The 26,771-nt window shown below is 35.9% G+C and carries 27 protein-coding genes and 1 pseudogene; 16 read left to right on the top strand and 12 right to left on the bottom strand.

What is annotated here, in order from left to right; genetic code table 11:
- Window positions 1-121 precede the first annotated feature (121 nt).
- A complete protein-coding gene (gene ltaE, locus GH741_RS13835; RefSeq protein ID WP_338079445.1) occupies window positions 122-1,144 on the top strand; it encodes a low-specificity L-threonine aldolase in 1,023 nt (340 codons plus the stop codon).
- A gap of 132 nt (window positions 1,145-1,276) precedes the next feature.
- Here the strand turns inward: ltaE and GH741_RS13830 are convergent, their stop codons facing one another.
- Window positions 1,277-1,699, bottom strand: coding sequence for a pyridoxamine 5'-phosphate oxidase family protein (locus GH741_RS13830; protein WP_153737368.1), 423 nt, complete (start codon window positions 1,697-1,699; stop codon window positions 1,277-1,279).
- A gap of 169 nt (window positions 1,700-1,868) precedes the next feature.
- Here GH741_RS13830 and ytzI point away from each other — a divergent pair, with 169 nt between their 5' ends.
- Window positions 1,869-2,033 (top strand): YtzI protein, encoded by a 165-nt coding sequence (ytzI, locus tag GH741_RS13825; protein WP_153737367.1) that lies wholly within the window; start codon window positions 1,869-1,871, stop codon window positions 2,031-2,033.
- A gap of 836 nt (window positions 2,034-2,869) precedes the next feature.
- Window positions 2,870-3,418, top strand: a complete 549-nt coding sequence (locus tag GH741_RS13820; protein WP_338079444.1) for a ribonuclease H-like YkuK family protein — start codon at window positions 2,870-2,872, stop codon at window positions 3,416-3,418.
- A gap of 49 nt (window positions 3,419-3,467) precedes the next feature.
- On the opposite strand, the gene GH741_RS13815 is transcribed toward GH741_RS13820, so the two are convergent.
- Window positions 3,468-4,634: an iron-containing alcohol dehydrogenase gene (locus GH741_RS13815; protein ID WP_153737366.1), complete on the bottom strand. Its 1,167-nt coding sequence runs from the start codon at window positions 4,632-4,634 to the stop codon at window positions 3,468-3,470.
- Window positions 4,635-4,797: 163 nt separating this feature from the next.
- Window positions 4,798-4,975: pseudogene (locus GH741_RS13810) on the bottom strand (SDR family oxidoreductase); the annotation flags it as partial.
- Between the two features lie 175 nt (window positions 4,976-5,150).
- On the opposite strand from GH741_RS13810, the gene GH741_RS13805 reads away from it, so the two are divergent.
- From GH741_RS13805 to GH741_RS13790, 4 genes are all read left to right on the top strand, one after another.
- On the top strand, window positions 5,151-6,035 hold the full coding sequence (locus tag GH741_RS13805) for a TetR/AcrR family transcriptional regulator (RefSeq protein WP_153737365.1): 885 nt from the start codon (window positions 5,151-5,153) through the stop codon (window positions 6,033-6,035).
- A 21-nt stretch (window positions 6,036-6,056) separates the two neighbouring features.
- Window positions 6,057-7,505 (top strand): MDR family MFS transporter, encoded by a 1,449-nt coding sequence (locus GH741_RS13800; RefSeq protein WP_153737364.1) that lies wholly within the window; start codon window positions 6,057-6,059, stop codon window positions 7,503-7,505.
- Window positions 7,506-7,703: 198 nt separating this feature from the next.
- The gene (locus tag GH741_RS13795) at window positions 7,704-8,240 is read left to right on the top strand and encodes a DUF3888 domain-containing protein (RefSeq protein ID WP_153737363.1); all 537 of its coding nucleotides are present in this window, start codon (window positions 7,704-7,706) and stop codon (window positions 8,238-8,240) included.
- Window positions 8,241-8,293: 53 nt separating this feature from the next.
- Window positions 8,294-9,655 (top strand): amino acid permease, encoded by a 1,362-nt coding sequence (locus GH741_RS13790; protein WP_153737362.1) that lies wholly within the window; start codon window positions 8,294-8,296, stop codon window positions 9,653-9,655.
- A 20-nt stretch (window positions 9,656-9,675) separates the two neighbouring features.
- Here the strand turns inward: GH741_RS13790 and GH741_RS13785 are convergent, their stop codons facing one another.
- The 4 genes from GH741_RS13785 to GH741_RS13770 form a co-directional block, all read right to left on the bottom strand.
- Complete coding sequence (locus GH741_RS13785; protein ID WP_338079443.1) at window positions 9,676-10,401, bottom strand: YqcI/YcgG family protein; 726 nt, start codon at window positions 10,399-10,401, stop codon at window positions 9,676-9,678.
- A 67-nt stretch (window positions 10,402-10,468) separates the two neighbouring features.
- Complete coding sequence (locus GH741_RS13780; protein WP_153737361.1) at window positions 10,469-11,104, bottom strand: LysE family transporter; 636 nt, start codon at window positions 11,102-11,104, stop codon at window positions 10,469-10,471.
- A gap of 129 nt (window positions 11,105-11,233) precedes the next feature.
- Complete coding sequence (locus GH741_RS13775; protein ID WP_153737360.1) at window positions 11,234-11,476, bottom strand: hypothetical protein; 243 nt, start codon at window positions 11,474-11,476, stop codon at window positions 11,234-11,236.
- Window positions 11,477-11,731: a hypothetical protein gene (locus GH741_RS13770; protein WP_153737359.1), complete on the bottom strand. Its 255-nt coding sequence runs from the start codon at window positions 11,729-11,731 to the stop codon at window positions 11,477-11,479. It lies immediately after the preceding gene.
- Between the two features lie 415 nt (window positions 11,732-12,146).
- Here GH741_RS13770 and pflB point away from each other — a divergent pair, with 415 nt between their 5' ends.
- From pflB to GH741_RS13755, 3 genes are all read left to right on the top strand, one after another.
- Complete coding sequence (pflB, locus tag GH741_RS13765; protein WP_153737358.1) at window positions 12,147-14,402, top strand: formate C-acetyltransferase; 2,256 nt, start codon at window positions 12,147-12,149, stop codon at window positions 14,400-14,402.
- Between the two features lie 76 nt (window positions 14,403-14,478).
- On the top strand, window positions 14,479-15,219 hold the full coding sequence (pflA, locus tag GH741_RS13760) for a pyruvate formate-lyase-activating protein (protein ID WP_153737357.1): 741 nt from the start codon (window positions 14,479-14,481) through the stop codon (window positions 15,217-15,219).
- Between the two features lie 181 nt (window positions 15,220-15,400).
- Window positions 15,401-15,820: an organic hydroperoxide resistance protein gene (locus tag GH741_RS13755; protein WP_153737356.1), complete on the top strand. Its 420-nt coding sequence runs from the start codon at window positions 15,401-15,403 to the stop codon at window positions 15,818-15,820.
- 223 nt (window positions 15,821-16,043) lie between these two features.
- Here GH741_RS13755 and GH741_RS13750 read toward each other — a convergent pair whose 3' ends face one another.
- Window positions 16,044-16,832, bottom strand: coding sequence for an ion transporter (locus GH741_RS13750; RefSeq protein ID WP_153737355.1), 789 nt, complete (start codon window positions 16,830-16,832; stop codon window positions 16,044-16,046).
- Window positions 16,833-17,137: 305 nt separating this feature from the next.
- Here GH741_RS13750 and proC point away from each other — a divergent pair, with 305 nt between their 5' ends.
- Window positions 17,138-17,932: a pyrroline-5-carboxylate reductase gene (proC, locus tag GH741_RS13745; protein ID WP_153737354.1), complete on the top strand. Its 795-nt coding sequence runs from the start codon at window positions 17,138-17,140 to the stop codon at window positions 17,930-17,932.
- Between the two features lie 54 nt (window positions 17,933-17,986).
- On the opposite strand, the gene GH741_RS13740 is transcribed toward proC, so the two are convergent.
- Both GH741_RS13740 and GH741_RS13735 read right to left on the bottom strand, forming a co-directional pair.
- Complete coding sequence (locus tag GH741_RS13740) at window positions 17,987-19,441, bottom strand: flotillin family protein (protein WP_153737353.1); 1,455 nt, start codon at window positions 19,439-19,441, stop codon at window positions 17,987-17,989.
- Window positions 19,442-19,456: 15 nt separating this feature from the next.
- Complete coding sequence (locus GH741_RS13735) at window positions 19,457-19,966, bottom strand: NfeD family membrane protein (RefSeq protein ID WP_476693048.1); 510 nt, start codon at window positions 19,964-19,966, stop codon at window positions 19,457-19,459.
- A gap of 297 nt (window positions 19,967-20,263) precedes the next feature.
- Here GH741_RS13735 and GH741_RS13730 point away from each other — a divergent pair, with 297 nt between their 5' ends.
- Entirely contained in the window at window positions 20,264-20,596 is a 333-nt protein-coding gene (locus tag GH741_RS13730; protein WP_153737351.1) for an ArsR/SmtB family transcription factor, read from the top strand.
- Between the two features lie 295 nt (window positions 20,597-20,891).
- On the top strand, window positions 20,892-21,317 hold the full coding sequence (locus GH741_RS13725; protein ID WP_153737350.1) for a hypothetical protein: 426 nt from the start codon (window positions 20,892-20,894) through the stop codon (window positions 21,315-21,317).
- Between the two features lie 132 nt (window positions 21,318-21,449).
- Here GH741_RS13725 and GH741_RS13720 read toward each other — a convergent pair whose 3' ends face one another.
- Window positions 21,450-22,652, bottom strand: a complete 1,203-nt coding sequence (locus GH741_RS13720; protein WP_153737349.1) for a CynX/NimT family MFS transporter — start codon at window positions 22,650-22,652, stop codon at window positions 21,450-21,452.
- A gap of 208 nt (window positions 22,653-22,860) precedes the next feature.
- Here GH741_RS13720 and lepB point away from each other — a divergent pair, with 208 nt between their 5' ends.
- On the top strand, window positions 22,861-23,409 hold the full coding sequence (lepB, locus tag GH741_RS13715; protein WP_338079442.1) for a signal peptidase I: 549 nt from the start codon (window positions 22,861-22,863) through the stop codon (window positions 23,407-23,409).
- A gap of 229 nt (window positions 23,410-23,638) precedes the next feature.
- On the opposite strand, the gene betB is transcribed toward lepB, so the two are convergent.
- Window positions 23,639-25,108, bottom strand: coding sequence for a betaine-aldehyde dehydrogenase (gene betB / locus GH741_RS13710; RefSeq protein WP_153737347.1), 1,470 nt, complete (start codon window positions 25,106-25,108; stop codon window positions 23,639-23,641).
- Between the two features lie 273 nt (window positions 25,109-25,381).
- Between betB and cudC the strand changes: the two genes are divergently transcribed.
- Window positions 25,382-25,921, top strand: coding sequence for a choline uptake/conversion transcriptional regulator CudC (cudC, locus tag GH741_RS13705; RefSeq protein ID WP_153737346.1), 540 nt, complete (start codon window positions 25,382-25,384; stop codon window positions 25,919-25,921).
- A gap of 70 nt (window positions 25,922-25,991) precedes the next feature.
- A complete protein-coding gene (locus tag GH741_RS13700; RefSeq protein WP_338079441.1) occupies window positions 25,992-26,387 on the top strand; it encodes a TIGR02328 family protein in 396 nt (131 codons plus the stop codon).
- The last annotated feature ends 384 nt before the right edge of the window (window positions 26,388-26,771 follow it).

The following is a 26,771-nucleotide window of genomic DNA, read 5'->3' as shown; positions in this document are numbered from 1 at the left end:
CAAAACCTCCTATATGTGGCGTATTTGTGAAATGTTTCACAAAGTGTACAGGGTAGGAACTTAACGCCTACTATGAGATTGTAGTATCATGTAATTATCTAATAAAAAAGGGGGATCATCAGTGATTGATTTAAGAAGTGATACGATCACAAAGCCAACAAGAGCAATGCGCCAAGCTGCTTATGAAGCTGAGGTAGGAGATGATGTTTATGGTGAGGATCCTACGGTAAATAAGCTAGAAGAAATGGCAGCTAATACTTTAGGTAAAGAAGCGGCCTTATTTGTAACAAGTGGGACCCAGGGGAACCAAATAGCTGCACTAACTCATTGTCGACCAGGGGATGAGGTAATTTTAGAGGCGAATGCACATATTTATCTCTATGAAGCTGCGGGTTTTTCCGCACTAGCCGGAGTCCAATCCCGACCATTGCAAGGAGAACGAGGGGCAATGGACCCTGAAGATGTAGCTGCCGCGATACGGGCAGACGATATTCATTTTCCTAAGACTAGTCTGATATGTTTAGAAAACACCCATAATAAGGCAGGTGGAGCAATTCTTCCCTTGGAAAATATGGAAGCAATTTATCAAGTAGCTAATAAGAATAACATTCCTGTTCATTTAGATGGTGCCAGAATTTTTAACGCTTCTGCTGCTTCAGGTATATCTATAAAGGAATACGCTAAGTTCACTGACACGGTTCAATTTTGTTTATCTAAAGGGCTTGGAGCACCAGTGGGTTCGATTATTGCTGGTTCGAATAATTTTATTGAACAAGCCAGAAAGTGGCGGAAACGTTTAGGTGGAGGATTAAGACAAGCGGGTGTTATTGCAGCACCAGGCATTGTGGCATTGCGTGATAATGTAGATCGGTTAGTTGACGATCACGAGAATGCTGTACGATTGGCTAGTGGGTTAGCAAGCATAAAAGGGCTAAAAGTAGAAAATATAGTGGAAACAAACATTATCTTAGTAAATGTAAAGGATGCTGGTTTCACCTCCTCAGATGAATTCTTAGAAAAATTAACCTCTAAAGGAATTCTAGCAGGTTCCTACGGTCCTTTGACGGTAAGGTTTGTAACAAATTACCACGTATCTAAAGAAGATGTGGACAAAGTTCTGACGTCGGTTTCTTCAATAATATAAGCTAAAAACTCTCTAAGCTTTGTTAGAGAGTTTTTTCATAAAGAAAGTAAATTAAAAAAAGTTTAATAAAATGCAAATAAACACACCGGCATAAGCAAAGGTGTGTTTATTAGAATGTCAGTTAAAAAGACGCTATAGTTCAAGTAGTTGAGCTTCATTACTATTCGTGTTCATTAAACGTATTTCTTCAGGATTAATTTTTAAAACAGTATAGCTAGGGTCATCTACTCCATCGAACCATGGTTTCAGGTCATCATTCCATAACTTATGTTTTAGCTCAGTGGAGTCAGTAACTTCAGCCTTGCCTTCTATTTCAAGATATGAATCTGTTAAGCCCTCTAGATTATATCCAATAAGGATATGAACGTTATTGTTGGTTTTTAGATCTTCTACCTTATGTGTTCTTTTATCGGTTGCAGAGTAAAGTGTAAAGTTTTCATTAAAAAATGTCATGTAGCGTGAATAAGGTTTATCTTTCCTTACTGTTGAAAGTGTGCCTATTTTATTTTTGCTTAAGATTTGTTCAGCAACCTTTTTAATTTCTGACTGTTGCAATAACGATCACTCCTATATAGTTTATTTTATAATCAGACCTACCCCTTATTATGATGAAGAGCAACTAAGTTATTCATTGCAATTTATCGTTTTTTCTTGAAGGATTATTATCGACAGGGTATTCTTAAAGTAATAGTAAAACTTCTAACTAAGATTAAGGAGCTTGAATATGCTTGTTGTTATCATTATATGTGCTCTAGTTATCCTATTTGTTTTAGGCTTATCGTTAATGACAATAAATAAAGGATATAATTATAAACATACAGTTGATCCGATACCTGAAAAAGGAACAGACGACGAAAACTCTCAAGATAAAGAAAAACAAGAAGATTGATAAATGACTAAAGAGTTAGCAACAAAAAGCAGAAGCGATTAATAGCTTCTGCTTTTTTATATCCTAATGATGAATTCAGGAAGCTTGTTAGCGTATCTAATCACACGAAAAACCATATAATTGAATATACTGTAAAAATTAAGTCCTCTATACCTCTAGTACGGCTCTATTTTTTTATTGATTTGAATGTTATTACTTAAGTGTTTTTGAGCTTTGGCTGTTTTCAAAAAGATTTTTGTTTATGACACAATATTTATAAACTACGAAGTAGTATCTTCTATCTCTGACACTAATTAAAATTGAATGCTTATATGCCGTTCCGGCAGAATACTTCGCTTTCCATGGGCACGGCCTCAGCCTCCTCAGAATCAAAAAGCGATTCTTCCGGGGTCTTCGGACACGCGTTGTTCCCATAGGAGTCTACGTATTCCGCCTCACTGGTAGTGGTGTTCTAATTATCGAGGGCAAAGTCTGTGATTGTATGTTGAGAGAATTTCCCACTCTTGAAATCTCAGCTACTTAAAATTTTTGAACTAAACTACGCTAGTTTTGATCTTATCTATCTCCCTTTTATTATTGCTGCAGATATGATGATGATTGGAGCGGAGGGCAGTCGACTCCTGCCGGAACAGCACGCGTCTGAAGACCCCGCAGTGGCGGTTTTTCCGCGAGGAGGCTGAAGCCGTGCCGGCGGAAAGCGACTGCCCGAAGCGCAAATCAACTAGTAGCTACTTTACGACGCAATTTACATCAACTGTGAGTAAAAAAACAACAAAACTTACGATAAAAACCTAACCTTTAAAAATTTGTTTGTAATTGAAAGGAGAATCGTGATAGTGAGAGATGAAGACATTCCTTTTATGCAAAATTTAAAGTTCAAGAACATATCTGAAAAAAATATGTCTTTTAGCCAAGTTTTTGACCATATTGAAGATTTCATGAATAAAGATCCTAAAGCAAACTATCGATTGATGGTAGGAACGGATTCACAAGTTCACAAACTACACACTATTTTTATAACAGGTATTGTTATTCAATGTAAAGGTAAGGGAGCTTGGGGGTGTATTTTACCCGTGAAGTTTAATCGAAGATATTTGAATTTACATGAAAAAATTTCAATGGAGACTACTTTAACAGAGCAAGTGGCTTATCTATTTAATGAGGAAAGAAAAAACAGGTTAATTGATATTGTATTACCACATATTTATAGAGGAAGTTCTTTTACGATGGAAGGACATATAGATGTTGGGTTAGAAAAAAGGTCGTTAACCCGTTTTTTAGCTAGTGAAATGATGGCTAGAATTGAATCGATAGGACTTGAGCCTGTTGTAAAGCCTGACTCAATTGTTTCCTCTGCATACGCAAATAGATATACAAAATATTGATCATTATACATACACCTGATAAATCAAGCGTATGTATAATGGTTAATGTTTACAATGAAGAGCGAAAAATGGCTGCAGCATCATCTTTATTTAGTTTTTTGAAATTACCAAATTCGGGTCTTGCGGTGACAGTTTTTTCTGCCATAACCTCGATACTATCTTCTTTAATATTGTAATCAGACAGGCGAGAGGGTGCACCAATGCTATTCCAGAATTCCTTGAATTTATGAATTCCTTCTAGTGCAACATCACGATCTGTTTTGTTAGTTGGATCAATATCAAATACACGTGTTGCAAGCTGTTTAAAACGACTAACATTTTCATCTAAGGCATATTCCATCCAATTTGGAAGGATAATGGCAAGACCTCCACCATGAGGAATATCATGCACGGCTGAAACGGCATGCTCAAGGTTGTGAGATGCCCAGTCACCCTGGTAGCCCATGCTCACCATTCCGTTTAGTGCCATAGTTCCGTTATATAAAATAGTTGCGCGATGCTCATAGCTTTCTAAATCTTCTAGTAGTTTTGGCGCGGTCTCTATAACTGTGCGTAAAATACCTTCGACCATTCGATCTTGGAGTAATGTATTCGTCTCGTGATGGAAATAATGTTCAAGCGCATGTGACATCATATCTACCATTCCATAAACGGTTTGATCACGAGGGACAGAGAAAGTATTTACTGGATCTAAAATAGAGAACTTAGGGTAAACTAGAGGACTACCCCAACCATGCTTTTCATTTGTTTCCCAATTTGTAATTACTGATCCAGCATTCATTTCTGAACCTGTAGCAGCTAGTGTTAGTATTGTACCAAATGGTAAGGCGTCATCAACACTTGCTTTTTTCGTAACAATATCCCATATATCGTTGTCTGATCTGGCTCCAGCAGCAATTGCCTTGGTACAGTCTATTGTACTTCCCCCTCCAACAGCTAAAAGGAAATCAATGGATTCTGTTTTACAGATTTCAATGCCTTTTCTGGCAGTAGTTACCCGAGGGTTTGGCTCCACTCCTGCTAATTCAAAAACTTCAGCACCAATCTCAGCTAATGTTTCCTTGACCTGGTCGAAAAGTCCATTACGTTTAATGCTTCCCCCACCATAAACCATTAAAATCCTTTTGCCATATTTAGGTACTTCTTCTTTTAATTGTTCCACTTGCCCTTTACCAAATATTAACTTGGTCGGGTTAAGATATGTAAAGTTTTGCATCTTATATCAGCCTCCGTATTTTATATAATGCCGAATGAAAAATATATTGTAAAGAAATAGACATCGTTAGATTTGGTCAAACGGTTTCATCTTATTCCAATGATATAATCTTTTTAGACCCAGGGATACCATTGAAATCACCTGATATATTATTCAGGTGATTTCATTGGTATTTCTCTATTAGACGTCGAGCATGTAACAATTTAATCGCTAGGAACTTACCATTTTCCCCCCCGTTGACATGAATAACCTGCCCAGAAACATAGGAGGAATCACTAGAAGCCAAAATAGACATAGGCAGGTGCGATTTCGTATGGTTGGCCCGGCCGTTTAAAAGGTACATCTTGACTAAACTTATATGGTGCATTTTTAGTGTATTTAGTTAAAAAGTTCAGGTTAGATTAGTTGACTTATACCCCGCTTTATCTATATAATTTCTCGTGTTCTAAAAACTGATAAGTATAGAAATGACCCGATGGTCAATCGGAGTTAGAAGAAAGTATAGAGGTGACCTGAATGAAGGATAAACAATTTGAGATTATGAAATCAGCAATTAAATTATTTTCTAAAAAAGGATATTTTTCTACTTCAATGCAGGAAATAGCTGAAGATTGCGGAATTTCAAAAGGGTCTTTATATAAGTACTTTGAGTCAAAGGAAGAATTGCTCGTTAAAGTATTTGAATATAATCATGACAAGATGATACAAAGAGCTAAATTTATTAGTTCGAATCAATCTCTTACCCCAAAGGAAACTTTAAGGCAGTTGATTGTAATTGAAATTGAAGGAATAGTAGAGAACAAAGATTACTTTAATTTAATCTCAAAGTCCCTGCCTATCGACAAGAATAAGCAATTTAAACCATTAATGCAGCGAATTAGGGCAGAGATGTTAACTTGGCATAAAGATACCTTAATACAAGTTTACGGATCAAAAATTGAAGCAATTGTATGGGATTTAGTAATTGCGCTCCAAGGAATAGTAAAAGAGTTTATCTATTTAAGGATATTAGATCAAAAAAAAGTAGAGTCCGAATTGGTTGCTGATTTTGTAGTGTTTAGTATGGATGCCATTGTAGGACAGGAGCAAGCTAAAATTGCTCCTGTCCTAACAGATGTGATGATGGAAGATTATCAATTAATGACAGATAAAATCCATTTAACTACTGAGGATCAAATACTCGAATTGCTCAATCAAATCGAGGAAAAGATAAAACCCATAAGAGCTGAGGGTGAAGATAAGGAAGGTCTTTATTCATCTGTCTTGTTACTAAAAGAAGAAGTGTTAAAAAAAGAGCCGAGGCTTTTTTTAATTGATTCTTTGCTAGCTTACTTAGATAAACGGTTAGAAGTGGAGTCACAAATTTTAACGATTAAAAAATTATTAGATCTACATGACTGATAGAAAGAGATGTGAAAATAGATGGGTAACGAACAAGCTCAGATGGTTCAAGGCCTCGATAGAAAAATGATTGTAGCTGTATTAATCTCCGGTGGTTTTATATCGATTTTAAATCAGACATTGATGGCTACTGCGATACCTCATGTTATGGATGACTTTGGTATCACTGAGAACACTGCACAATGGCTAACAACAATTTTCATGCTGACAAATGGTGTGATGATTCCAATAACGGCTTTTTTAATTGAAACATTTACGACTAGAAAATTATTCATGACAGCAATGTCTATTTTTGCTGTTGGTACAATAATATGTGCAATCGCACCAACCTTTATTATTCTTATTTTGGGAAGGATTGTCCAGGCTAGTGGAGCGGGTATCATGTTACCACTTATGATGACTGTGTTTTTAACTATTTTCCCAATTGAAAAACGAGGAGCAGCTATGGGGATGGTTGGTTTAGTGATATCATTTGCTCCTGCTATTGGTCCAACGCTTTCGGGATTCATTGTTCAAAATTATTCATGGAGAATTTTATTTTACGTTATTTTTCCAATCGCAATCGTTATTATAATATTTGCTTATCTAGCGATGAAAAATGTAACAAAACAAACATTTCCTAAAGTTGATTTCTTTTCAATTATTCTTTCCTCGTTAGGATTCGGTGGCTTGTTATTTGGTTTCAGTAGTGCTGGAGATAATGGTTGGGGAAGCGCATCTGTCATTGCCTCGATCATAATTGGTGCTATTACACTTACTTTATTTATATTACGTCAATTCAAATTAGCGCAGCCTATCCTAGAGTTTCGTGTGTTTAAATACAAAACTTTTACGATTACAACAATTATCGGCATGATCGTTTTTATAGGTCTAATTGGATCAGAAACGATGCTACCAATTTATATGCAAAGAATGGCTGGATTTACGGCGTTGGAGTCTGGGATTATGATTATGCCTGGAGCAATACTAATGGGACTGATGTCACCGATAACGGGTAGGATATTCGATAAAATAGGTGCACGCCGATTAGCGATTACCGGCATGTCATTAATGACAGTTACGACCTTACTATTTACCAATCTATCTACAACAACGTCTTTGACATATTTAACTATCGTATTTGGTATTCGGATGTTTGGTATGTCAATGGTAATGATGCCTGTGACGACTGCTGGCTTAAACCAGTTACCACTAAGGTTAATTCCACATGGAACAGCCATGAATAATACAATGAGACAGGTAGCAGCATCGATAGGAACAGCTATTCTTGTAACTGTAATGACAAGTGCTGCACTAAATACAGGGGAGAACGCATTACCTAGCGATGAAATACATGGTGTAAATGTTGCTTTTTGGGTAGCTACATTTATAACTTTAGTGGGTCTAATCCTGTCATTCTTTATTAAAGGAACGACTCCAGCTGATGAAAGAGCAGCAAGACAAAAAGAAGAAAGTGCAGAGCAAGGATAATTAATACTGTTTAATGACATAAAGTAAAAGGCGCTAGGACAAATCCTAACGCCTTTTTTGTGCAAACGAAAAATAAAAATGATCAGAACATATAAAGTGGCATTAAGAGAGAATTCCCAGATTTTTGGCTAATGAGAATAGAATTAAAACATTGGTGAAAGGAATTCTAAATAGAAGTTAGCTATTAGGAGTGGAAATATGAAAAAGTACATTATTATACTAATTTCAACTATGATTATAAGCATGTACACAATATCGACTAAAGCAGAACCTATAGATTATACCGAGGATTCAAGAGAGCTACAGTATCAGGATATACTCATGTTATTTCTAACTCCACCAATTGAAAAGGCTGTCGATAGGTATTATTCAAGGTCTTTAAACGTGACTCCAGTTGTATATCCTTATCAGATCAATGTAATTGACTTGAAAAGGAAAGATTCTTTTAGAACATTTCATTTTGAAGTTAAACTAGAGGTGACACCAGTTGTAGGACCACATATTTCTGTTGGAAAAGACCAGATAATATTTGAAATAGCACCAACACTCCCCAGTAATGTAAAACTTATTAATTATAAGCATTTAGAAACACATGAGCTCCCCCAACATTGGCAACATATTAAAAAAAATCATGATATCTCTTTTATAAATAAAGATAACGATAAAGGATTCGTTAGTATAGTGAAAAATTTTGCCTATTATTTTCAGTTTGAGGAGTTAGTAAAACCAGAATAATAGTACACCTTTTTTCTCAGACTAATGTAATGGGAATGAAAGGGGTGCTCCTGATGGGCGAAAAAAGTTCAAATCCTAAAACAAAAAACTTAACTTGGTGGAAGCTTTCATTAGTGGGTATCGGTGCTATTATTGGAACGGGGTTCTTCTTAGGTTCCAGTATTGCAATAAAACAAGCAGGTCCCTCTGCACTAATTGCATTCCTACTCGCTGCAGTTGGTACGTATATTGTATTCGATTCACTTGCAAAAATGACTGCAGAGCACCCAGAGAAAGGGTCGTTTAGATCATACGCTAAAAAAGCTTTTGGAAAGTGGGCTGGTTTCAGTAATGGCTGGGTCTATTGGTCATCTGAGCTACTTATCATGGGAAGTCAGTTAACGGCTTTGGGGATTTTTTCTAGGTATTGGTTTCCTAACACCCCGTTATGGCTATTTGCAGCAATATATGGAGTGCTCGGAATTATCGTAATATTAACAGGCATTAGTGGATTTGAACGATTTGAGAACATATTTGCAGTAGTAAAAGTAGCGGCTATTTTAATGTTCATTATAATAGCTGGAGCGGCTATCTTTGGATGGCTAGATGGAAATCGACCTGACCGCTCTTTTACTGTAAGCTATGAGGGTCTTTTTCCTAATGGGTATATGGGTTTTTGGACAGCAATGATTTATGCTTTTTATGCATTTGGTGGTATTGAGGTAATGGGAATAATGGCAAATGATCTTAAAGATCCTAAACAAGCACCAAAGTCTGGTAGTATAATGATTATGACCTTAGCAGTAATTTATGTCACATCGCTACTAATGGCCATTTACCTTGTGCCCTGGGATCAATTTACGGCGAATGAGAGTCCATTTATTATTGCCTTAGAAAACTATCACTTGGCTTTTGTTCCACATGTTTTTAATGGGGCTTTAATTATTGCGGGATTTTCGACTATGGTTGCTTCCTTATACGCTATTACCACCATATTGTACTCATTAGCTTGTGATGGGGACGCTCCTAAATTCTTCAATAAGACAGGTAAACGAAATATTCCATTTCGAGCTCTGGGTCTAACAATTATTGCTCTAATTATTTCTATTGTAATTTCATTGCTTTTACCAGAAAAAATTTATGAGTATTTTACAACAGCTGCAGGATTGATGCTATTGTACACATGGTTATTTATTTTGTTTTCCTACAAGAAGCTTGTTCGATTGAAATTAATGGGAAATAGTAAACAAATAGTGGGATTAATTCTTGTTTTATTAGCTATCTCTGGAACTATGTTTGATAAGGCAAGTCGGCCTGGTTTTTTTGTGAGTATGGGGTTTATTGCAATCATTGCAATTGTTACTCTTTTCATGAGGAATAAGTGGAAACATCAACCACCGGAAAAACCTGCTCCGAATACTTTATTTAAAAAATAAGGAGTGGATCTTCTCACTCCTTATTTTTTATGGAAGGGGCATTGGGATAATGTAGTTTGATCATCTCTCAGAAAATATTGTTTGGATTCAGAGTTATCTTGGTTACCGTACTTTTTAAGATCTGGATGTGGAGAAATGGAATCGTACTGTATTAATCTTTCTCTTATTTTACTCTTGATATGCTTGGCTGAATGTAGAAGTTCAAATTGTTCGAAAACTAAGCGAGGTGTAATGGCAAGCATCAAATACGGGAATTGTCTACTTAACCTTTTCTCGTGTGAAGGAGTTGCGCAGTAAATGAAAAACCTTTCTCCATGGAAGCAGTATTCCCATAAAGGGTGAGCTGGTGACTTCGGAATATCACTTGGCCATTCAATTTCATCGAATTCACTAACCTCATTTAATATTTTCCAGAATATTTTTTCATAATCAAGAGTAGTATTTGGATTCGGTTCATCATTTAGTTTGTCAAAAAAAATTATTAATGAGGAGTAATTCCCTGACTGGGGATAACAAAGAGCATATTCCTTTAATATATTTGCAACTTCTGACGGTGTATTTTTATTCATCGGATTACCTGTAAATCCATATTTAAATTGACCTAATGCGAACCCCTGAGTAGCAGGAATACAAGGAAACTTAAGTTGTTTATTGGTGATCTTCTCTACGAAACATTGATAAGCGTCATATTTCCACTCACTTAAATGTTTATCTTCAATAATGTCATTTGTCTCTAATAGGTACACCTATATCATCCTTTCATAAACACCTTATTAATTAAAAGGAAGATAGGTGACTGTTCTAAACAAATTGTTATTCTAAATGGAACAAAATTTTAAACGCCTGGAGACCAAAGTAGAGCCCGAAACCTACTAATGATAAACCTGACAAGAATGATATGAGTATAAGTACCTTATCTGTCAAAAACTTTCTAAAGCTGCTTGCCACAATTGCCATCGTAAAATCCCAAATAAGTAAACCAATAATAATAGCGCAACTATATATTGCAAGATGAGATACATCATATTCAGAGGCGGTCTTTGCTAAGACGGAGCCATAAATGCCTAACCAAAACAATATTGTTAATGGGTTTGATAGCGATAAAAAGAAACCAGTGAAAAATGTTTTAGTATAGGAGTCTGTTTTACTTCGTGACTGGATAGGAGAAATATCATTAGCGCGAATTAAGCTCTCTACTCCAGTATAAAGCAAAACAAAACACCCAAATGACCATAAGAATGTTTTCATGAAAGGAATTTCTAAAAAGTGAACAACTCCGAAATAAACGGCTAGCATGTACACAATATCTGCAGTCATAGATCCTAAACCTATTAACCATGAATGAAAAAAGCCGCTTTTGATACCCTTGTCCAACTGTGCTGCATTAATTGGTCCTATTGGTGCAGCTAATGATAGCCCTAAAAATACATAACTTATAAAAATGCTCATTACTTTCTCTCCCTTATGAACAACTTGTACAATTCTATTCAAAAGGGAAAGTATTTAATACAAAAATCATTAAAGGATTTAAAAAACGCACTACCTGTCCTCCTAGATAATGCGCATTTGGTGCGTGACCTATTGTGTTCGGTTAGATTGCTGTGTTTCTTGAAGTAATCGAAGTAAATCTGAGGCGTGTTGTAATTCTCGTTTGTCTTGGATGTTGCCATATTCAACCTGGGCGTTACTTAATAGTTCTTCTGCAAAATTAAGATGGTTTTGAGCTTCTGTATAGCCATTAGCATTTGACTGAGCCTCTTCCACCCATTTTTGTGCGTCTTTAACAGCTGAAATCGCATCATGTACCGAATGTCTCTCCAATTAAGATTCCTCCTCTAATGCTTTTTCATAAGCGTTAAATAGCTCTTCAACTTGTTCCTCTGGTACATCTGTTAGTAACTGTTCTTCATTTTCATAAACAATTTCTTTTATTGAAAGAATATCACCTGCTGAATACAGAACGTAATTTTTTCCGTTCATTTCAATAACAGCATCAACGGTGTGGGTGGTTTCATTTCCTTCTTGATCCTCAATCACGATGGAATCATCTGCTTCTATAATTTGATTGTTTTCCATTTATATCACCTCATAATTATGATTTGTCTTTTTTAGTTATTTATTCAATTTGGAGGGAATAGTGGTGTGGATAGAAAAGTTGAAACTGTACCAATAAAAGATAGTCCGGTTATTATAACAGAGTAATACAGTTGTTTTTTTGATAAGGGATACTAAAGACAATGCCGGTTTTCACATCCACTAAATTTCTTATTTTATATGGATTCATCGCCTGTTCAGTAAGTTAATAATTGATTGTAAGGATAGTAAATTTACAATTATTAAATTATGAACATTTTAAGAACAATTAATATAACAGTTTGGATTTGTGACAAAAGTCACATCTGATTTTCGTGCGGTTGATATATAATCAAGTTAAGAAATTCAAAAGTTCAGAATTGAACAAGCGGCTAACCTTATGAGGAGGTAATTTAAAATGAAAGTATTAGAAGAAATGAAGGAAATGAGCTCATGGACTGGTTTTAAAGAAGGAAGATGGCAAAAAGAAATTGATGTTCGTGATTTCATTTTGCGAAACTTTACACTATATGAAGGCAATGATGAGTTTCTATCATTACCAACCGAGAGTACATTAGCTTTATGGAACCAAGTAATGGAACTAACTAAAAAAGAACGTGAAAATGGTGGAGTGCTAGATTTAGATACTAAAATTGTTTCAACTATAACTTCTCATGGACCTGGGTATTTAAATAAAGAAAAAGAAAAAGTAGTAGGAGTTCAAACTGACGCTCCTTTTAAACGGTCATTACAGCCTTATGGTGGTATGAGAATGGCAGTTGCGGCAGCGGAATCTTATGGCTTCAAGATTGATGAAGAGGTTGAGAAGGTATTTACAGAATACCGTAAAACCCATAACCAAGGTGTATTTGATGCTTATACTCCTGAAATGAAAATGGCTCGTAAGGCTGGTATCGTTACTGGGCTACCAGATGCTTATGGTCGTGGAAGAATAATTGGTGACTATCGTCGAGTTGCCCTTTATGGTGTTAATAAATTAATTGAAGAAAAGAAAAAAGACCTTGATCTAATTGGAAACGGCGCAATGTCCGAAGAAATTATTCGTGACCGGGAGGAAACATCTGAACAAATTCGAGCATTACAAGAACTAAAGCAGTTAGGCACAGCTTATGGTTTTGATATTTCTAAGCCTGCTACCAATACTCAAGAAGCCTTTCAATGGTTATATTTTGGTTATTTGTCAGCAATTAAGGAACAAAATGGTGCAGCGATGAGTCTTGGAAGAGTTTCTACTTTCTTAGATATTTATATCGAAAGAGACTTAGCAAATGGTGTTATAACAGAAGAGGAAGTACAGGAAATCGTGGATCACTTTGTAATGAAGCTTCGCTTAGTGAAGTTTGCGAGAACTCCAGAATATAACGAACTGTTTAGTGGTGATCCAACATGGGTTACAGAATCACTTGGTGGTATCGCGCAAGACGGGCGTCCATTGGTTACAAAAAATTCATTCCGTTTCCTACACACACTTGATAATTTAGGCCCTGCACCTGAGCCAAACTTAACTGTTCTATGGTCAGTAAAACTTCCGGATAATTATAAGAAATATTGTGCTAGAATGTCTATAAAATCGAGCTCTATCCAATATGAAAATGATGATTTGATGCGTGACATTTATGGTGATGATTATGGTATTGCTTGCTGTGTATCTGCAATGGCCATTGGTAAACAAATGCAATTTTTTGGAGCGCGCGCGAACCTTGCAAAAGCATTGTTATATGCAATCAACGGCGGTGTCGATGAAAAACTAAAAATTCAAGTAGCTCCTAATTATGCACCTATCACTTCTGAGTATCTAGATTATGATGAAGTAATGGCAAAATACGATACAATGTTAGATTGGTTATCTAGTCTTTATGTAAATGCTCTAAATATAATTCACTATATGCATGACAAATATAGTTATGAGCGTATTGAGATGGCGCTACATGATCGAGAAGTTCTACGGACAATGGCTTGTGGTATTGCTGGTTTATCAGTTGTTGCTGACTCACTTAGTGCGATTAAACATGCTAAAGTAAGAGTAATTCGTGACGAAAATGGTCTTGCAGTCGATTATGAAATTGAAGGCGATTATCCGAAGTATGGAAACAATGACGACCGTGTTGACTTAATCGCAGCTGATTTAGTGAAAAGCTTTATGAAGAAAATTCAAAAAATCAAAACATACCGTAACTCTACACCGACCCAGTCAATTTTAACGATAACCTCAAATGTAGTTTACGGAAAGAAAACTGGAAACACCCCAGATGGACGTAAAGCAGGAGAACCATTTGCACCTGGTGCTAACCCGCTTCATGGACGTGACACCAACGGTTCGCTAGCTTCATTAAGTTCTGTAGCTAAGATGCCATATGAATACTCTTTAGACGGTATCTCTAACACATTTTCAATTGTTCCTAAAGCATTAGGAAAAGAACAAGCAACTAGAGAAGCAAATCTTGCTGGTATGCTAGACGGATACGCAATTAAAAAAGGACATCACTTAAATGTTAACGTATTTGATCGTGAAACATTGCTTGATGCAATGAATCATCCAGAAGAGTATCCACAGTTAACTATCCGAGTGTCTGGTTACGCAGTAAACTTTATTAAACTAACTAGAGAGCAACAAATAGATGTTATAAATCGAACATTCCATGATAGTATGTAAAGTTTTTAAGAGTTTACTATCCGGGGGAATTTTAATAATCCCCCGGTTTCAATAAATGTTAGGAGGGCGAAACATCATGAAAGGTCGTATTCACTCAGTTGAAACTTGCGGAACAGTTGATGGTCCAGGACTACGTTATGTTATATTTACTCAAGGATGTTTACTCCGGTGTCAGTTTTGTCATAATCCGGATACATGGAAGATTAATCAAGGAAAAGAAAAGTCAGTTGATGAGATTGTAAATGACATAAAAGATTTTCTTCCGTTCTTCCAATCATCAAATGGTGGCGTAACAGTAAGCGGAGGGGAACCCCTATTGCAGCTTGAGTTTCTAATTGAGTTGTTTAAAGAACTGAAGAAACTAGGAATCCATACGACTATCGATACCTCAGGAGGATGTTTTAGTCGCTCTCCTCGCTTTATGAAAAATCTAGATGAATTGTTAGAGTTAACAGATTTAGTACTATTAGATTTAAAGCATATCGATCCCTTAAAGCACAAAGAGTTAACTGGTATGTCCAACGAACATATAATAGATTTAGCTAATTATCTATCTGAAAAGCAGATTCCTGTATGGGTGCGTCATGTATTAGTACCGGGTATTAGTGATTTTGATGAATATTTATATCCACTCTCTGACTTTATCCAAAAATTAAATAACGTAGAAAAAATTGAAGTTCTCCCTTACCATAAACTGGGGATATATAAATGGGAAAGTTTAGGGTTAGAGTATAAACTGCAAGGCGTAGAACCACCATCCGAGGAACGAGTAGAAAACGCAGTAGCTATCTTAAATAGAACAAAAGTTTTACAATAAAAAACTTGGTGAGGTAACTTCTATAAAAACAGCAAATCCATATGGATTTGCTGTTTTTACATTTTGTCTAAAGTTTTTTGGCTATTTTTGTTTAACATATGGTAAGAAAAGGAATAGATAGAATAGACTTGATAACAATAAGACTCTTAGAGGGTCAAATTTAATAAAAGGAGAGATTATATTGAGTAATGTAATTTTTACATCACATGCAACAGCAAAAGGTGGCCGAGATGGTCACGTAAAATCAGATGATGGGTTAATAGATTTAAAACTAGTTAACCCTGCCGGAGATTCAAATGAGAAGGGATCAAATCCTGAGCAGTTGTTTGCTGCTGGATATGCAGCATGCTATGATGGTGCACTTAATCATAAGGCTAAGACAAAGAAGAAAGATATTGAGTCTTCAATTACAGCTGATGTTAGTTTTATGAAAGACGAAGCAGATAATGGTTTTAAAATAGGTGTAACCCTGAACGTTGAAATTAAAGGTGTTAGCCAAGAAGAAGCTGAAGAGTTAGCTAAAGAAGCACATGACTTTTGCCCATACTCAAAAGCAACTAGAGGCAACATTGATGTAGTATTAAAAACAACTGCAGTATAACAAAAAATATCCCTTTCCTAAGGGATATTTTTTTGTATCTAATTATGAGTTTAGCGCCTTGTTGGCCAGGTTAACATCATTTTTTAAACAATTTATTAAAGTCATAGGTGTTTTATTCATAAATTGAGAAACTATATCATGATTGGTTATTGGTATCAAGTAGATTCCTTAATGCTGGCGTTGCATTTTCCGGCCTAACCGTTTAGCTGAGGTGGCGAAAATTTTATTTGTTATTTTTTTGTAAAAGCTGTTTAATTTCTTGTAACTCTGTTTGTAATTCAATCAATTTTAAATCGGTTGGAGAAGGTGTTTCTTCCCTATTAGCTTTTTCAACGTCGGTAACGATAACACCAATAAGAAGGTTAAATATGACAAAAGTTCCAATTAAAATGAAACTCACAAAATACCACCACGAAGAACCGTCTTCAGCTAGAATTGGCCTCATTACTCCACTTGCCCATGATTCAAGTGTTACAACTTGAAAGAGAGTCAGTAGTGAGGCATGCAACGTTCCGAAAAATTCAGGAGCAATTGATTGGAACATCATCGTTCCAATAACACCGTAAATATAAAAGAAAATACCAAGTAATAATAGGATAGTCCCCATTGATGGAATGGTAATTATAAGCGCATTAACTATTTTCCTAAGAGAGGGAATGACAGAAATAGCTCTTAATACACGTAGCACCCTCAGAATTCGTAAGACTGTGAAATAGTGTCCACCTACTAAAACATGACCACCAAAAACTATAATAAAATCGAAAACACTCCATGGGTCCTTGAAAAAGGCTCCAATTGATTTACTTCCAACTAATCTGATGAGTATCTCAATTGTAAAGATCCAGAGTAATATCCTGTCTGCTATGTGCAACCAAGAGGAGTACCGTTCTACGATAGCGGAATATGTTTCTAATCCAACAAGGATTGAATTCATTAATATTAACACAATTACTATATTGGTGAAGACCGAGTGCTGCGAAATCTTGGAGCACAATGTTTTTATGGTTTGCATTAACTGACGGTTCCCCTTTCATGTATTCAGTAAAAATAATTGTAATAGATGAATCAAAAGTTAATTATATCTTTAAAATAAAGGTTGGCACAAGGATATTTTTACTAATGATAATAATGTCAATTTCCAATGACTCCATTTTGGGACCTTTATAGTAAGATTGTCAGTACTATTATCCGGATAGTTTTGTTTTAGTTATTCAAGCGATTAAAATATACATAAGTCTAATTGTACATTTACGATACTTATAAATGATACAATTAACTCTTAATGCATAGATAACCTGTAATTTTGGAGGATTAATTATGAGTTCAACTATAAAACGAATATTATTTATTGGTGCTGGTCGAATGGCTCAGGCTATTATTAGTGGTCTTAAAAATCAATCAGATTTTCAGATTTCAGTTACTAACAATGGAAATGATCAACGATTAAACTATGTTAGAGATACATTTGATGTTGAAGTAATTGAAAGCTGGAGAGAAGAAATTGAAACAACAGATGTGGTTGTTTTAGCAATGCCGCCGGAAGTACATGATTCTTTACTAAATGAATTAGCTAAATTTATCGATAAACATCTTATTGTTACTGTTGCTGCAGGGATTGGCCCCACATATTTGGAAGAGTCTTTGCCGGATGGAACTCCGGTTGCTTGGATGATGCCAAATACCGCAGCTCAAGTGGGGCAATCCATGACGTTATATACATGCGGAAAGCATACCGATTCTTCCCATGAAGAGTTGCTTCAAAAGATGCTAAGTGGTATAGGTTCCTACGAGAAGGTAACAGAAGAGCAAATTCATGAACTTACACCAATTACAGGAAGTGCTCCCGCATTTATTTATAAGATGGCTGAGGCGCTTGTAAATAATGCAGTGGATTCTGGGATTTCAGAACAGCAAGCAAGAAAGCTAGTCTCGGAAATGATCGGTGGAGCCGCATCAATGTTGAAAAATGGGGAATCACCAAAAGAATTAGCCGAACAAGTTGCTTCTCCGGGGGGAGTAACTGCTGCTGGCTTAAAGGTGTTTGATGAAAATAATTTTGAAAGCTTAATTAATAATGCTATTAAGGCTTGCCATCAAAGAGCTGAGAAATAACTTAATAAAAAAGAATGAGAAGGGAATTTTGATAATCCCTTCTCATTCTTTAATTTAATCGATATCTGCAGTGTTGTCACTTTTTGTATTAGTTGAATTAGCTAAACTTTCCTTTATTTTGGTTTCATTGTTAGTTGCAACATTGTCTAACATGCCTTTTAAATCTACACCTGATACGTCTTTTAATGTCTCAGGTAACTGGCTCATTAATTTTGTCACATATTTACTCATCCGTGTTGCTCCGTCACCATCACCATTGCCGTTGTCCACTACGGTAACTTTATCAATAGAACTGATTGGTTCTGCAATCTTTCCAGCAAATTCAGGAAGCATATTGATAATCATTTCAAGAATAGCGGCTTCGCCATATTTAGCCATTGCCTCAGCCAACTTTTCTTTAGCTTCTGCCTCAGCAAACCCTCTAAGTCGGATAGCTTCTGCTTGCGCCACCCCGTCTAGGCGGATTTTTTCAGCCTCAGCTTCAGCACTTTTGACACGTGTTACTTTATCCGCTTCTGCCCTTTGTTCAGTAGCGTAACGTTCAGCTTCTGCTTTCTTAGAAATCTCTGCTTCATATTGACGTTGTTTACGGATAACTTCCTTTTCGTCAATTTCGATTTGTTTATTTTTTTCAACTAGCTGAACCTGCATTTCTTCTTCTTTTACTTGCTGTTCTGACTTCGCCCCCTGTAATTTATAAGCCATGTCAGCTTCAGCTTTTGCAGTATCTTGTTCACGTTTATAAGCAGCAATCTTTAATTCTTTATCTTTTGTTGATTCTGCAATTTGTGTTTGACTAAGTAGCTCGGCACTTTGACTTTCTCGCTCTGCACGTGCTTTTTGAATACGAGCATCGCGCATCGCATTTGCTTCGGCAATCTGAGCATCACGTTTAACTTCCGATATTCTAGGTTTTCCTAAAGCCTCTAAATAACCATTTTCATCGCGCACATCTTTAATAGTAAAAGAAACAATTTGCAATCCCATTTTTTTCAAATCAACGGCCGCTTGTGTTTGCACTTCTTGTGCGAAACGTTCACGGTTTTTGTATATCTCTTCTACGGTCATAGTACCTAAAATTGCACGCAAATGCCCTTCAAGAACCTCTTGTGCTTCTTTTCGAAGTTCAGAGTTATCTTTTCCGAGAAATTGCTCGGCAGCAGTAGCGATGCCTTCTGTGGTGCTTTGTACCTTGATAATAGCCGTTCCATCAGCCATTACTGGTACACCGTTCTCTGTGTAAACATTCGGTGTCGAAATATCCAAGCTATGAGAACGTAGGCTTATTTTTTCCGCCTGTTGAAAGATTGGAATGATGAAAGCCCCGCCACCGCGCACAATTTTAATACCACTACTATCGTCCACTTTATAAACGTTTCTATTTCCTAGAAAACTACCAGTTACAATCATTGCATCATCTGCGCCGACAGTTTTATATCTGACTGCAAAAAGGATTGCAAATGAAATGATAACTGCAATAATAACACCAATAACAATAATAAAATCCATAGAAACTCTCCTTTTTTAAAATTCTTCTAGTTCTGAAACATACAAAACATTATCAATGACTTGAATAACTAATATTTCTGTTCCTTGTTTAATTTCTACTCCATCAAAACTCATTGCAGTTTCATTTCGACTACCGTTAGTAGATTCGATGAAAATTTCTCCCATCCCATTAGCTGGAATGGTTGTAATAACTTCACCAACTTTACCTTCTAAATCAAATATTGAGATCGAAGTAGATGCCTCAGCATTAGACATTGGTGTAACTAAAAAGTAATAAATAAGAAAATAAGATCCAGCTCCAATAAACAGGCTAAGTATCAAGACATACAGATTGTTCATATCAGTGTATTTTGTTAATAATACCCCTGATCCACCTATAACCGATAATGTGCTAAATAATAGTAATGGATTCAAAAATTCCCCTACACTATCAAACAGACTATCTAGTAAACCTTCAAGAACATCACCTAAAAATAGGGAAATGATGGCTATTCCAAGACTTCCAAACAACAACCACCAATAAATTTCTAATGCTCCAATAAGATCACGTCCTTTCTTTTTGGTCTTCCATTAATATATACGACTTATTAGTAAAAAAGTTCCATTTTTTGGATAAATATCACATGATAAAAGGATAGAAAATAGATTGTTATACAGTGATTCTGATAGTTCGAAAGATTATAAGGAAGTTCCGTTCGATTTTTACTAGTAGAATTACTTTTTATAAAAGTCACCCAAGTATATTATTGTAGGTTTGACATTAACAAAATAGTTCCTTATAATTTAATTAAATCAAAAAAAATTGATTAAGAGAGGGATTCGATGAGCGCTACTCAAATCGTATTAAACCAAGAACAATTGTTTAAGACATATGAGAAAAAGTTTAAAGCTTTATCAGATGAAATCCGATTAAAGGTTCTATATGAATTGAATCAAAGAGGGCAGGTATGTGTTTGTGACCTTACAGATATTATTGGATTGCCACAATCTAAGCTTTCCTACCACCTAAAGATTCTTCTGGATGTTGAATTAGTGAAAAGAGAAAAGATAGGCACTTGGAATTACTACTGTTTAAACGAAGAAGAAGTGAAGTCACTACTTTCGGAGGAACTATGTTGCTTGTTTTACCCGAGTAATAAGGTTGGCCAGAGTTAATAAACAGAATAAGCAGTAACTTGAGATGCAATCTTAGTTTAGAAACATAAAAAATCTTAAAAAGATAATAAAATTAATAGAAATAAACTTAAGAGGTACAATTTTAAACTAGAATTGTACCTCTATTCTAATTGTTTTTTTTTACTTTTCCCTTAAGCATCCAGGTGCTTAATTTTTAAACGAACCATTCATTTCCAGACGAAAAGATGCTTTTAAGAAACATTTTTTGGTATAAAATCTAAATTAAAGAGTTAGAATTGTAGTAGCTTATAAATGGTGGGAAGAGTGATGTGTCTTGAGATTTATTAAATGGTTAATTATGATAACAATTGTTGTTGCAATAGGCTATCAAGTGTACCACATTGGGACGAATGTCGTTGCTGATAAAGTGATGGAACTTGTTGTTGACGAGTTTGAGAATATGGGAGAATTGGAATTATTAAAACAGTCTATCAATAGTGACCCAGAAATTCAGCGATTTGTTCTAGAAGGAGCAAATATAGCTGAAGGATCACTTCCCTTCACTACAAAAGAAGAAGCTATAAAGGTTATAGTGAAAAAGCTTGATATAAATGAAGTTAAGGAAATTAAATCTACGATTGAGAATGGAGTAACACCGCAGGAGCAACAAGAACTACTTAGAAGAGCAGAGAGTAAGTTAACTGTAGATGAATTAAATGCATTAAAGGTAGTTTTTTACAAAGAAATATATAATAACTAACTCCTTAATAGCTGAGTTAATGAAGATTCATAATAAACCTAAGAGGAATAGATCCTAATGTGTAAGTAAGGTGAAACTCGACCTACCAAAGCACATTATAATGTTGATTCATTCCTCTATTAAATTATTAAATTAGTTTTCTAATACATATTTGTCCCTACTAGCTCCGAGCCCAAATAAAAGCATGAACGAGGAAACAATTAGAATTGTGATGATTGGGATAAACCATGAATGACTTAAGTCAAACAGAAGTCCAACAAAGATGGGACCAATTGATGCCAACAAATAACCAAATGATTGGGCCATACCTGATAGTTCACCTGCCTGTCTAGCATTTGCTGTACGCATACCTAACATAGCTAGAGCTAAACTAATGCTTCCTCCAAGGGCAAAACCAATTAAGGTAATGGATAACATCATAATTGGTAGAGGTCCATTAATTAATAACCCTCCGTAGCCGAAAAGTGCACATAAACCAATAATAATTATTATCCCCTGTTGATTTTTGAATTTATTAGCCAATATCGGGGCTAAAAATGTAGCGGGAAGGCTGATGAACATCATGAACGATAGTAACCACCCAGCTGCTCCCATCTCATATCCAAAGCTATGCAATATTTCTGGTAACCAAGACACTGTTGTGTAAAATAGAAAGGACTGTAATCCCATAAAAACCGTAACTTGCCATGCGAGTGGAGACCGTAACATCCTGAATCCGGAGGCTTCAAATAATTGTATTTCACTTGTTGATTTTTGAGTTCTGATCAAGTAAATCCAAATCATTATGCCTATTAAAGCCAATATAGCCCAGCTGAGCAATGACTTTTGCCAGCCTAGCCCTAAATCTTTTGTAAGAGGAATGCTAATGCCTGAGGCTGTTGCTGCTAGTAAGGACATACAAGTAGTGTAAATACTAGTCATCAGGCCCAACTTTGTAGGAAACTTATCTTTGATAAACCCTGGTAGTAATACGTTGCACACAGCTACTCCGAGACCGACAAATATCGTTCCGACGTATAGAGTAGAGGTGAAGGCAATGGATCGAACACTAATACCTAAAAATAGTAAAATGAGTCCGAATAGCATGGTTTGCTCATTGCCAAACCTATTTCCGAGCTTCGGAGCGATTGGTGACATTGCTGCAAAAGCTAATAAAGGCAGACTTGTAATTAATCCAGCGCTCCAATTTGCTAATCCAATGTCATCCCTGATAATTCCAATTACTGGACCGACAGATGTTATTGCTGGTCTAAGATTAAATGCGATGACAATAATGCCGATGGTCAATAAAATTTGTTTTGATGAAAATTTATTAATTGCTTTGAAAATATTCATGTAAGAGTCTCCCGTATCTAATGTTTAGAAAATACTACTTTTTATCTGTCGTAATAAAGTATAAAGTAAGATAGAATAGTCATCAAACTTCAATATTCTTTTATTCTGGATTAATCTGTTAATAAAAGACTTATTAGGTTTTAATATTGAAGGTATTTGCTATTATTCATTAAGCTGTTTTAAAACTAATTTAAGGGCAGTGAAATCAGTGAACCCAAAATTTAAAGAAGAACTTTTTTCATGGATTAAAGCTATAGTAGTTGCGTTGCTAATTGTTCTAATTAGTCGGCAGTTTTTTATAACTCCTTCTATTGTTAAAGGGGAATCAATGATGCCGAATCTTCATGATGGGGACCGAATCATTCTTAGTAAAATGACTAGGATTGATCGTTTTGATGAAATCGCCTTTCATGCTCCTGATTCAGATGATAATTATGTAAAAAGAGTGATTGGGATACCAGGTGATTCAATTGTTATGAAGGAAGATAATCTTTATATCAATGGTGTAGTATATGAGGAACCCTATTTAGATAAACAAAGAAGTGATTTACCATCTAACCAAAGCTTAACAGAGGATTTTAATTTAAAACAATTAACAGGCGAGCAGCATGTTCCGGATGGATATCTATTCGTATTAGGAGATAATCGTCTGATTAGTAAGGATAGCCGTTACTTTGGTTTTATATCTGAAGAATCAGTGATAGGTGATGTGAAAATTAGAATTTGGCCGTTAAATACTTTTGGTATTCTAAAATAGGTAATATAATGTTTAAAATAGCCAGACACCTTATCAACTAAGAAAAGTGTCTGGCTATTTTTAGGTTAAATGCTATTTCGGTGTAGTAAAAATTAAACAGTTTTTGATGTTGGTTAAAACAACGCATATAAATCTACTCGGTCTTTAACAGTAACTCACGAGAACTTCATCTATGTGTTTGGTCCAATACCGCGTTCAATCTTAAAATTTGTGTAAATTGGTCATCATATTAGAACCAATTGATAGGTTCTGGTTTTAAATTGTGGAAAATGTGTTTGGTTTCTGTGTATTCTTCTAATCCTGGTTTTCCTAGCTCTCGACCAATTCCAGATTGTTTAAATCCACCCCATGGTGCGTGTGGGAAATAAAGGTTGAAGTCATTAATCCAAACAGTGCCCATGCGCATCTTAGCTACACAACGCTCTGCTTTAACAATATCACTCGTCCATACACCACCGGCGAGTCCATATATAGAGTCGTTGGCTAGTTTAATAGCTTCTTCCTCTGTACGGAATTTCTCAACAGTAATTACTGGAGCGAATGCTTCTTCTTGGACAATACTCATGTCTGTCGTACAGTCAGTAAAAATAGTAGGCATGTAGAAAAATCCTTTTTGAAGTTCAGGTTCTTCCGGACGGTACCCACCTACAGCAACTGTCGCACCTTCTTTTTTCCCTGCTTCTACATAGGCTTCAACTTTTGCCAAGTGTTCAGCAGAAATTAAAGGTCCCATTTGGGTATCATCATCAAAACCACTGCCCAATTTAATCTTCTCAACTCGAGCTACTATTGCTTTGACGAATTCATCATGAAGGCTCTCTTCAACAATAACTCTCGTACCAGCGGAACAAATTTGTCCAGCGTGGAAAAACACTGCATTTAGTGCATGGTCTACTGCTGCTTCAAAGTCAGCATCAGCAAAGATAACATTAGGATTTTTACCACCTAGTTCCAATGCAAGTTTCTTTACATTGACGCTAGCAGTTTGCATAATTTTCTTTCCGGTTTCAATTCCTCCCGTAAAGGAAATAAGGTCAACGTCAGTGTTACTCGAAAGTTCAGATCCAACTGTGGTACCTGGACCTAATACAAGGTTAGCAACACCTGCAGGAACACCTGCTTCTTCAATTAATTCAAATACTTTAACTGTAGTAAGTGGTGTGATTTCACTTGGTTTCATGACCAGTGTGTTACCAGTCACTAGTGCAGGTGCTAATTTCCATGAAGCTTGAAGTAATGGATAATTCCAAGGTGTTATCTGACCGCAAACACCAACTGGTTCTCTAACGACCCTACTAATCGAATTCGGAATTGGTGAATCAATGATTTCTCCACCATCTTTATCAGCTAGCTCTGCATAATAACGGAAGACACCAGCGATGTCGTCCATATCTCCACGACTTTCTATAATCGTTTTACCTGTATCTAGGGATTCGATTTTTGCTAATTCCTCTTTATCTCTTTCAATTAACTCAGCAATTTTACGTACGATGTTTCCACGCTCAGTTGCTGGAGTAGAAGGCCAATCACCTTGATCAAAGGCTTTTCTAGCAGCTGCAATAGCATTTTTAGAATCAGTTTGATCACCTTCTGCGACTGTAGCAATCACTTCTTGATTAAAAGGATTAATGATGTCTCGAGTATTACCTGAATTGGCATTTACCCATTTGCCATCAATGTATTGTTGTTTAAGGGTCAAATTATTCACTCCAATTTATCAAAGTTTGTTAAATAAATATTTAATGTTTTTAACTATTTAAATGTTATCACTTGGCTTTGTACTCTGTCAAAGGATAGCTGCTATCTTTTTCAATTTTATGCTAACCAAGAAGAAGCTTTTTATGTGTCTGACGTTTGAAACGCTTGCACTTCAATTTAAACAGATTTGACAAATTTCTTAAACAAGATAACATTAAGTATATATAGAATATATTTAATGATCTAAACGCTTTTACTACAAAGGGGCGAATATATGGATAAAACTAAGAATGAATTTGCTAAACTGGAAGAAGCAAAACAACACGTTATTGGTGCAATCGCAGAAACAATGGACCTTTACGGTGTTGCGCCATCAGCAGGTAGTCTATATGCAACAATGTATTTTAAGGATAAAATGACTCTTGATGAAATGCGAGAGGAACTTGAAATGAGTAAGCCTAGCATGAGTACCGGGGTACGTAAGCTCCAAGAAATAGAGATGGTTAAAAAGACATTTCCAAAAGGAACACGAAAACATACATATGTGGCTGAGAAAGACTTCTTTCGTTCTTTTATGGTTTTTTACTGCCAGATGTGGGAGCGAGAATCAAAGATGAATATGGAAGCCATTGAAGCAGCTCAAGAAGAGTTTGATCAGATAATAAAAGATCCAACTGTCAGTGAAGAGGTTGTTAATCAAGCTAAGGAACACTATCAGCTAGTTGAAAACTCAAAAGACTACTATCGATGGTTAGAAAGTTTGGCAGATAGTATTCGGAGTGGGAAAATATTTGACTTTTTACCAAAAAAGTAAACGTAAACGTCTATGTTACCTAATGGTATCGCATAGGCGTTTAATTCTATTGAAAAAAGGAGGATTTGTTGTGCGTTTATGGCATGAGGCACTGATTAGTCATCTACCTCGTCAACAGCTACTAGGGCAACATAGAGAATGCTGTGCCTTAAGAGGTAATGGGTGGGGAAAACCGCACTCCACAGTTAATTATGTGTTCTATCATTCACCATTATTATTATTTGCTTATCATCAAGTTATAATGAAGGAGATGATTGCGAGGGGCTACAACGTAAATGAGCGTTGGTTAGATCCTTATCATAGAGGGAAATCATGTGAACCTTATGCAAAAACTCAATTTGCAGAAGAGCCTAGTAACCCGTTAACTCGAGAAAAAATCTATCCTGAACATGATGAGTCATATTTACAAGAGTGTCTAACAAATCTAAAAGAAAAAGGAATTATTGTTAATCTGGATCCGGGTTAATATTCTGTGCTAAGACTTCTACATTCATTTGAGTGTGGAAGTTTTTTTGCGCTCCGGGCAGTCGCTTTCCGCGGGCAACGCTTCAACTTCCTCGGAAGAAACCTACTTCCTGCGGGATTTTCAGCTATTGCTTTTCCCGCAGGAGTCGACAGCCCTCCGCTCCAATCACAGTGTAGTTATCTAATACAACACTATACTAGCGTTGGAAATACACGAAGACTCACAAAAAATTAAAACCTTCGGACGATGAAAATTTCTAATTAATGAGTAGTGATATTTTATGAAATAAACGTTTCTTAGTGTTCTTTACGAACAAGGAGGCTGAAGTGTTCCCCACGCAAAGCGAGTATTTTTCCGTAGCGGCGAGCTAGCACTAATCCAATA

It is taken from the genome of Aquibacillus halophilus (genome assembly GCF_009649745.1).
In the GTDB taxonomy this organism is placed as follows: Bacteria; Bacillota; Bacilli; order Bacillales; family Amphibacillaceae; genus Aquibacillus; species Aquibacillus halophilus.
Note: the sequence above shows the minus strand (reverse complement) of the source record. Positions and strands in the feature narration are given on the sequence as shown.